At 72.2% G+C, this 8,769-nt stretch carries 9 protein-coding genes; 6 read left to right on the forward strand and 3 right to left on the reverse strand.

Going from position 1 to position 8,769, the window contains the following annotated elements; genetic code table 11:
- The 4 genes from SSOG_RS41820 to SSOG_RS41835 all read left to right on the forward strand — a co-directional run.
- Positions 1 to 974: NAD(+)/NADH kinase (locus SSOG_RS41820; protein ID WP_009720375.1), on the forward strand; the 974-nt coding region annotated here is incomplete at its 5' end.
- A gap of 28 nt (positions 975 to 1,002) precedes the next feature.
- Complete coding sequence (locus SSOG_RS41825) at positions 1,003 to 1,623, forward strand: 2Fe-2S iron-sulfur cluster-binding protein (protein ID WP_009720376.1); 621 nt, start codon at positions 1,003 to 1,005, stop codon at positions 1,621 to 1,623.
- Positions 1,620 to 2,615, forward strand: coding sequence for an FAD binding domain-containing protein (locus SSOG_RS41830; RefSeq protein WP_009720377.1), 996 nt, complete (start codon positions 1,620 to 1,622; stop codon positions 2,613 to 2,615). Before SSOG_RS41825 ends, SSOG_RS41830 begins: the two co-directional genes overlap by 4 nt.
- Positions 2,612 to 4,717 carry a xanthine dehydrogenase family protein molybdopterin-binding subunit gene (locus tag SSOG_RS41835; protein ID WP_009720378.1) on the forward strand — a complete coding sequence of 702 codons (2,106 nt, stop codon included), beginning with the start codon at positions 2,612 to 2,614 and terminating at the stop codon, positions 4,715 to 4,717. The genes SSOG_RS41830 and SSOG_RS41835 overlap by 4 nt, the downstream gene beginning before the upstream one ends.
- A 102-nt stretch (positions 4,718 to 4,819) precedes the next feature.
- On the opposite strand, the gene SSOG_RS41840 is transcribed toward SSOG_RS41835, so the two are convergent.
- Positions 4,820 to 5,971, reverse strand: a complete 1,152-nt coding sequence (locus SSOG_RS41840) for a S1 family peptidase (RefSeq protein WP_106516553.1) — start codon at positions 5,969 to 5,971, stop codon at positions 4,820 to 4,822.
- A gap of 232 nt (positions 5,972 to 6,203) precedes the next feature.
- On the opposite strand from SSOG_RS41840, the gene SSOG_RS41845 reads away from it, so the two are divergent.
- Together SSOG_RS41845 and SSOG_RS41850 are read left to right on the forward strand one after the other, a co-directional pair.
- Positions 6,204 to 6,455, forward strand: coding sequence for a hypothetical protein (locus tag SSOG_RS41845; protein WP_050800167.1), 252 nt, complete (start codon positions 6,204 to 6,206; stop codon positions 6,453 to 6,455).
- A gap of 82 nt (positions 6,456 to 6,537) precedes the next feature.
- Entirely contained in the window at positions 6,538 to 6,909 is a 372-nt protein-coding gene (locus SSOG_RS41850) for a hypothetical protein (RefSeq protein WP_039942648.1), read from the forward strand.
- 6 nt (positions 6,910 to 6,915) lie between these two features.
- On the opposite strand, the gene SSOG_RS41855 is transcribed toward SSOG_RS41850, so the two are convergent.
- Positions 6,916 to 7,974, reverse strand: a complete 1,059-nt coding sequence (locus tag SSOG_RS41855) for an acyltransferase family protein (protein ID WP_009720382.1) — start codon at positions 7,972 to 7,974, stop codon at positions 6,916 to 6,918.
- Positions 7,975 to 8,187: 213 nt separating this feature from the next.
- The coding region (locus SSOG_RS41860; protein WP_039940023.1) for a DAK2 domain-containing protein at positions 8,188 to 8,769 on the reverse strand (582 nt) is incomplete at its 5' end.

Genomic DNA, 8,769 nt, shown 5'->3' on the forward strand with positions numbered 1-8,769 from the left:
CCGCCGCGCGGGGCATTTCCTGCACCGAGATCGACGTATGGCGCGGGGAGCATCCGCGGCGCAGCGCTCAGGAGGAGTCCGCGGCGGCCGGGCATCCCGATCTGATCGTCACCTTCGGCGGTGACGGCACGTTCCTGCGCGGGGCCCGGATCGCCGCCAAGGACGGCGCCGCGGCGCTGGGGGTGAACGTGGGCCGGGTCGGCTTCCTCACCGAGATCACCCCCGACGACGTGCGGGGTGCCCTGGACGCCGTGGAGGCGGGCCGCGCCACCGTCGAGGAGCGCATGATGCTCACGCTGCGGGCGTCGCGGCCGCTGGACATGCCCGCCGGGATGGACGCGCTGCTGCGGTACGGACGCGGGCCGGTGCTGCCCGCGCCGAAGATCCGGCCCGGCAGCCCCGAGGAGGTCGGCTGGGGCGTCGCGCTGGACGTCACCGCCCTGAACGACGTCGTGTTCGAGAAGCTGGCCCGCGACCGCCAGGCCGGTCTTGCGGTCTATGTGGCCGGGCAGTTGCTCGCCTCGTACTCGGCCGACGCCATCATCGTGGCCACCCCCACCGGCTCCACCGCCTACAGCTTCGCCGCGGGCGGCCCGGTCGTCTCCCCGCACATGGACGCGGTCGTCTTCACCCCCGTCGCCCCGCACATCGCCTTCGACCGCACCGTGGTGGCCGCGGTGGACGAGGCCGTCGCGATCCGGGTGCTGCCGCACTCCGGGCGGGTGGCCGTCTCCATCGACGGGCAGCTGCGCGGGGTGCTGGAGCCGGGCGACTGGGTGGCGGCGTACCGGGCCCCGGCCCGGCTGCGGCTGGTACGGATGCGGCCCACCGAGTTCTACCATCGGCTGCGCGACCGCTTCCGGCTCGCCGACTCGCCCGCCGCCGACCCGGCCCCGCCGTTCTACCGGCCCCGCAGCCCGGTCCCCGAGGACCTCGCCCATCTGCGGCTGCCCCCGCCGCAGGACGCGCCCTGAAGGCGCGTACTGAAGAGGCGTCCTGAAGATGCGGGGCCCCGAACCCGGTGCCATGGTGAGGGTTGTGACAGCTCAGAGGTTCCACACCGATCTCACGCTGCGTGTCAACGGCACCGACCGGCCCCTCACCCTCGACAACCGGGTGACCCTGCTGGACGCCCTGCGCGAACACCTCGCGCTGACCGGCACCAAGAAGGGCTGCGACCACGGCCAGTGCGGTGCCTGCACCGTCCTGGTCGACGGCGAACGGGTGAACAGCTGCCTGGTGTTCGCCGTGACCGCCGCCGGCTGCGACATCACCACCATCGAGGGCGTCGCGGACGCCGCCACCGGCGATCTCCACCCGCTCCAGCGGGCGTTCCTGGAACACGACGGCTTCCAGTGCGGCTACTGCACCCCGGGCCAGATCTGCTCCGCCATCGGCGCGCTCGGCGAGGCGGCCCGCGGCTGGCCCAGCCACGCCACCGAGGACGTGGCCGCCGGTGTCAGCGCGCCCGATGCCCTGGACGACGACGAGATCCGGGAGCGGATGAGCGGCAACCTGTGCCGCTGCGCCGCCTACCGGGGCATCGTGGCCGCCATCCGCGAGGCCGCCGGGGCGGACGGCCAGGGCGTGCCGGGCGTACCGGTCCGGGGCGGTGCGCGATGAAGCCCTTCGCCTTCGAGCGCGCCACCCGCCCCGAGGCCGCCGCCTCCCTCGTCGCGGACTCCACCGAGGCCGTGTACCTGGCCGGGGGAACCAATCTGGTCGACCTGATGAAGCTCGGCGTCACCGAGCCCGCCCTGCTCGTCGACATCACCGGACTGCCGTACGACCGCATCGAGCACCGCGCGGACGGCGGGGTGCTCATCGGGGCACTGGTGCCGGGCAGCGAACTCTCCGGCGACCGCGGCATCCGCGAGCGCTTCCCGGCCCTGGCGGAGGCGCTGCTGGCCGGGGCCTCCGGGCAGCTCAGGAACCGCGCGTCCACCGGCGGCAATCTGCTCCAGCGCACCCGCTGCGTGTACTTCCAGGACGTCACCAAGCCCTGCAACAAGCGGTCCCCGGGAACGGGTTGCTCGGCCATCCAGGGCAGCCACCGCGACCTCGCCGTCATCGGTACCTCCGACGCCTGCGTGGCCACCAATCCCTCCGACATGGCGGTGGCCCTGGCCGCGCTCGACGCCGTCGTCCATCTGCGGCGCGTCGACGGCAGCTCCCGCGCCGTGCCGCTCGCCGACTTCTATCTGCTGCCCGGCGACACCCCGCACCGGGAGACGGTGCTCCAGCCCGGCGACCTCATCACCGGTGTCGAACTGCCCCCGCCCCCGCCCGGCGCCACGCACTACCGCAAGGTGCGCGACCGCTGGTCCTACGCGTTCGCCGTGGTGTCCCTCGCCGCCGTGGCCGCCACCGACGGCGGGGGAGCGCTGCGGGAGATCCGGCTCGCGCTCGGCGGAGTGGCGCCCAAGCCGTGGCGCGCGTACAAGGCCGAGCAGCTGCTGGCCGGGCAGCGGCCGACCGAGGACGCGCTGCGGACCGCGGCCCTGGCCGAATTCGCCTCGGCGCGCCCGCTGCCGCAGAACGCCTTCAAGATCGGCCTCGCCGTGGACCTCATCACGGCCACCGTGCGCGACCTCGTGGCAGGGGAGGGGCGATGACCACACTGGAACGCACCGTGGGCGCCGAGGTGACCCGGATCGAGGGCCACGACAAGGTCACCGGCACCGCGCTCTACGCGTACGAGTACCCCGTACCGGACGCCCTGTACGGGGTGGCCGTGCAGTCCACCATCGCCCGCGGCCGGGTGCGTTCCGTCGACGCCGGTGCCGCCCTGGCCCTCCCCGGGGTCGTCGCCGTCCTGGACAGCGGCAGCGACGGCGTGCCGCGGCTGCACCCGACCGACGACCCGGAGCTGTCCGTCCTCCAGTCCGCCGACGTCGCCTACCGCGGGCAGATCGTGGCGGCCGTGGTCGCGGACACCTACGAGACGGCGTGTCAGGCCGCGGCCGCGCTGCGTGTCACCTACGAGGAGGAGGCGTACGAGGTCGAATTGCGCGACGGCGATCCGCACATCTTCGTCCCCGACACGGTCAACGCCGGCTACCCGGGCCGGACGGAGAAGGGGGACGTGGACACCGCCCTGGCCACCGCGCCGGTCACCATCGACGCCACGTACACCACACCTCCCGAGCACACCAGCGCCATGGAGCCGCACGCCACCATCGCGGTCTGGGACGGCGACACCCTGACCCTCTACAACGGCGACCAGGGGCCCTGGATGACGGCGGGCGCGATCGCCGCCCTGTTCGGGCTCCCCGAGGGCGCCGTACGGGTCGTGGCGGACCATGTGGGCGGCGGCTTCGGCTCCAAGGCGGTGCCCCGGCCGCCCACGGTGCTCGCCGCGCTGGCCGCGCGCGCCGTCGGCCGCCCGGTGAAGGTGGCGGTGACCCGGCAGCAGATGTTCACCATGGTCTCGTACCGGACCCCCACCGTGCAGCGGATCCGGCTGGGGGCCGAGCGCGACGGCCGGCTCACCGCGATCTCGCACAACGCGCTCCAGCAGAGCTCCCGGCTCACCCCGTACTGCGAGCAGACCGTCACCGCCACCCGCATGATGTACGCGGCGCCCCACCGCCGCACCATCCACCGACTGTCGCAGCTCGACGTGCCCACGCCGTCGTGGATGCGGGCGCCCGGCGAGGCGCCGGGGATGTTCGCGCTGGAGAGCGCGATGGACGAGCTGGCGTACGCGCTGGACATGGACCCCATCGAGCTGAGGGTGGCCAACGAACCGTCCGTGGACCCCGAGTCGGGGAACGCCTTCAGCAGCCGCAATCTGGTCGCCTGTCTGCGCGAGGGCGCGGCCCGGTTCGGCTGGGCGGGGCGCGACCCCCGGCCCGGGAGCCGCCGCGAGGGGCGGTGGCTGGTGGGCACCGGCGTGGCCGCGGGCAACTATCCCGCCATCACCTGGCCCGCCTCCGCGACCGCCCGCGCGGAGCCGGACGGGAGCTTCACGGTACGGATCGCCGCGGTCGACATCGGCACCGGAGCCCGTACCGCGCTGACCCAGGTGGCCGCGGACGAACTCGGTGTGGCGCTGGACCGGGTCACCCTGGAGATCGGCCGCAGTGTCTACGGCTCGGCCCCGTTCGCCGGTGGCTCCATGGGCACCAGCTCATGGGGCTGGGCGGTGAGCAAGGGGTGCCGGGCGCTGGCCAAGCGGCTCGACGAGGTGGGCGGTCAGGTCCCGCCCGGCGGGCTGGAGGCGCACGCGGACACCACCGAGGACGTCCGGGCGCGGAAGGACCTCGCGCGCCACGCCTTCGGCGCCCAGTTCGCGGAGGTGCGGGTGGACGCGGACACCGGGCAGGTACGGGTCGACCGGATGCTGGGGATGTTCGCCGCCGGGCGCATCATCAACGCCCGTACGGCCCGCTCGCAGCTGCGCGGCGGCATGTGCATGGGGCTGTCGACGGCGCTGTACGAGAACCTCGAACTCGACCCCAACTTCGGCGACTTCGCCAATCACGACCTGGCCAGTTACCACGTGGCGGCACACGCCGATGTGCGTGATGTCGAGGCGCACTGGATCGAGGAGGAGGACGACCAGCTCAGCCCGATCGGCGCCAAGGGAGTCGGGGAGCTGGGCATCGTCGGGGCGGCCGCGGCCATCGCCAACGCCGTCCACCATGCGACGGGGGTACGGGTGCGCGACCTGCCGATCACCCTGGAGCGGGTGCGCACGGGCCTGAGGCGCTGACCTGGCACACTGAGCGGGGCCTGAAATGGCCCCGCCCGGGTGTCCCGCGGTAACGGCGCGGGACACCCGGAGCGTGAGGGTCAACCACTCGACGGCGCGGCCTTACTGGGCCGCACCACCGGCACCGGCGTCGCCGATCGTGGCGCCGACCGCCTCCAGCGCGGTGGTCACCGGCTGGAAGAAGGTCTCACCGCCCGCGGTGCAGTCGCCGCTGCCGCCGGAGGTCAGGCCGATGGCCTGGCCGCCCTCGGTGAAGAGGGCGCCGCCGCTGTCGCCGGGCTCGGCGCAGACATCGGTCTGGATGAGCCCGCTGACCGAGCCCTCCGCGTAGTTGACGGTCGCGTTCAGACCGGTCACCGAGCCGCCGTTCAGCCCGGTGGTGCTGCCCATGCGCTGCACCTCCTGGCCCACCGACGCCTCGGCCGCCTCGGTGATGTTCACCTTGTTGCCGTCGCCGGTGTTGACCGTGCTCGGGGCCTCGGTGGCGGCGTCGTCGTACGTGGCGAGCGCGAAGTCGCCGGTGCCCGGGAAGGTGGCGTCCTGGACCGTGGCGACCGGGGCGCCGTCCTGGGTCTCCGACCACTCCTTGGCAGCGACACCGCAGTGGCCGGCGGTCAGGAAGCCGGGGTCGCCGCTCTCGGTGGTGACGTTGAAGCCGAGGGAGCAGCGCGAACCGCCGCCGAAGATGGCGTCACCGCCCTCGGCGAAGGTCTTGAACGTGCCCGCGGAACGCTTGACGCTGGCCATGTCCGCGCCCAGCGACTTCACCGTGGACTCGAGGGTGTCCCACTTCGCGCCCTTGACGGTGCTGTCCGCCGTGACCTGGAGCTTGTTGGTCTTGGGGTTGATGGCCCAGGCGGTGCCCGCCATGGTGGCCTTCTTCTTGAGCGTCGACTCGGCGGCCTTCAGCGACTTCATGCTGTTCTTGGCGGCCTTGGGGACGGCCCCGGCGCTCTTGACCGCGGCGACCTCGACGTTGTTGTTGTCGCCGATGACATTGACGATGACCTGCTGCTGGTCCTTGTCGTACCAGGCACCGCCGAACGCCTCGCCCAGGCTCGACGCCAGCTGCGCGATCGCGTCCGAGGCGGAATCGGAGTTGAACGCCTTGGGCTTGGCATCGATGGCCTCGGACTTCTTGTCCTGCGAGGCATTGGCGTTGGGCAGCACAATGGCGGCACCCACGACGGCGGCAGCCGCGGCAGCCCCAATGATGATCTTTGTCTTGGGGGCGCGCTTGTGACTCCGGCTCAACTTATGACCTCCTGTGGGGCGCACGGGGTCGTACGCAGGGGACGGATTCGCTACGGCAGTGGATACGCATGGGCCGCCGGTTGTGTTCACACCAATTTCACGGCCGAGCGGTGACGGGCCTCACACCTGGGACGAGGAGCGACAACGTCTGCATTGGTGTCCGTGTGCGGGGTACCGGCCGTTCTGTGTCCCTTTCCGCACACGGGACCCGCCTACGAGAGAGGAGCGCGTCGTGAGCAAGGACAAGCTGCCGGAAGCTCCCGGGGAGCACAGCCCCGCCATCCCCAGGGATCTGCCCGACCAGCAGGCGCAGGGCGGCCCGGACCCCCTGGACATCGACGGTGGCACACCACCGCAGGCCGCTCCGCCCCATCGCCCGGAGGACGTCCCCGACCTGGACGAACCCGGCACCCGTCGGCGCGGAAAGCCGCACAGCGGAGGGGTGCACCCCGAGCAGCCGGTGCCGGAGGAGCCCTCCGGATGACGATTGATCCGGCACGCCCGGGTACCCGGGCCGGTATACCGACGACCCCGCTGACCACTTGATGACGAGGACGGTGTTCACGATGGCCAGTCCGGAACGCTCCGCCGCGCAGGTCGTGGTGGCCCTCAGCGGACACTCCAAGGAGGACGCCGACGCCGTGTTCGGCGTGCTGTACGCCTGCTACCCCTCCGGCCCGGCCTCCGACGCCCCGCCGCCGCGGGAGGAGGCCGAAGGGCACCCCACGGTGTGGAGCGCGACCTTCGAGGTATCCGGTGCGCGGCAGGAGCCCGCCCCCACCTCTCTGGGGGCGCCCCTCACCGCCGATCTCCAGGGCGGACCACGCCAGGTGGAACAGCTGCGCGACGTCCTGGCCACCGCCTTCGCCGTACGGGACGAGGGCCGGGCGGCCGGTGACCAGGAGCGCGAACTGCATCTGCGGCTGGAGAGCCGCTAGGGCTCGCTACTTCTTGGCCCCGGCCTTGTTCTCGGCGGCCTTGTTGCCGATGTGCCGGAACGCCCACTCCATGCGCGGCTCCACCACCCCGCGGAGGACCCGCCGCACCGGAGCCGTGCACAGCACCGTGATCATGGCGACGGCCGCGGCGGTCACCGCCAGCTCACCGAGCGGAGTGTGCAGCCACGGGTAGTCGTACCACCGGCCGAAGCGGGACGCCTTGATGATGAAGCCGTGCAGCAGATAGCCGTACATCGTCCCCGCGCCCAGCACCGTGAACCAGGTGCGCCGCCCCGGCACCCAGGCCAGGAAACAGGCCGTCAGCACCAGCGCGCCCACGAAGAGGATGGGCGTGGAGACCAGCCCGGCCCACTCCGGTACGCCGTCCAGGGCCGCGACGCTCTTGCGGTGGTAGAACCACTCCGAGTTGAACCACGGCGCCACCACGTACGCCGTGACCAGCGCCATGAGCCCGACCGGCAGCGCGATCCACCGCGCCCGCCAGGTCCGCAGCCGGGCGAAGTGCTCTTGGCGGAGGGTGAGTCCGAGCACGAAGAACGGCAGGAACGCCAGCGTTCGCTGGAGCGAGAGATCGCCGCCGGTCTCCGGCGAGAGCGAGCCGAGCGCGGCCACGGCCAGCGCGACCGGCACCGGATGGCGCAGCGCCAGCCACAGCGGGGTGGTGATCCGCCAGATGAACAGCGCGACCAGGAACCACATCACGTACCACGGGTCGAGCAGGCTGAACGGCTCGTCCGGGTTGTCCTGCGCCCAGCGGGAGAAGAGGGTGTACGCGATCTCGAAGACGACGTACGGCACGACCACCCCGGTGACCAGCCGCTGGAGCCGCTTGGGCGCCATGTCGAAGGTGCGCGAGAAGTATCCCGATATCAGCGCGAACGCGGGCATGTGGAACGCGTACACCAGGAGGTAGATCGCCATGGAGGCGCGGCTGCCGTACGTCAGCGGTTCCCATGCGTGGCCACAGGCCACCAGCACGATGGTGAGGTACTTCGCGTTGTCGAAGTAAGCGTCGCGGGCCTTGCCTTGTTTTCGCGCCCTCACCCCGTGCCGGTCGTTCCGCGGTGGACTGCGGCGTTGTCACACGGGTGGGGGTGTCCTGGTGCACTGCTTCTCCCGGTCACCTTCGATCGAGCCAGCGAGGTTTCCTTTTTTCCTGCCCGACGTGGCCCCGCTCATGACCATTCACGGTAGTGGCAAATGACACCGCTTCCGCGCGGAATTGTGCGAAATTTATGAACATCCCTAAAACATCATTTATTCGGCGCCCCGATGCTCCGGAAGTCTGCTAACAGTGGTCAGTTCACCATCGGCGGAGGCGAACAGCAGCGCCACCGCCAGGGCACCCGGGTCGGGGACGCCGACCGCGTGGTCCCCGGTGTAGCTGGCCCGTCCGCGCCGGGCGCGCAGATAGGCGGTGGCCCGCGCGCCGCGGTGGGCTGCCACCGCCGCGAGCCGCAGCGAGCGGGACGGGTCGGCGGTCGGCGGGCAGTCGGCGAGCGCCTTCGCGGCCGGGAGGAGGGCGTCGACCATGGTCTTGTCGCCGACCTCGGCCTCGCCGACCCGCTGGATCGCGGCCGTCCCGGCGGCGATCCCGGCGGCCAGTTCGCCGGTGCCGGGCGGGGTGGGGGCGGCCGCGGCGACCGCGTCGGCCAGCTCCTGGAAGAGCAGGCCGAACAGCGGTCCGCTGGTGCCGCCGACCTCGTCGAGGAAGACGCGGGCGGCGGCGGCGAGCGGTGCCTCCGCGGTGTCCTCGCCGACCGTCGGGGTGGCGGACAGGCTGTCCAGGGCGCGGCGTACCCCGTCCATCCCGGTGGCGAGGTTGGCGCCGAAGTCACC

The organism is Streptomyces himastatinicus ATCC 53653, assembly GCF_000158915.1.
Lineage (GTDB): Bacteria > Actinomycetota > Actinomycetes > Streptomycetales > Streptomycetaceae > Streptomyces > Streptomyces himastatinicus.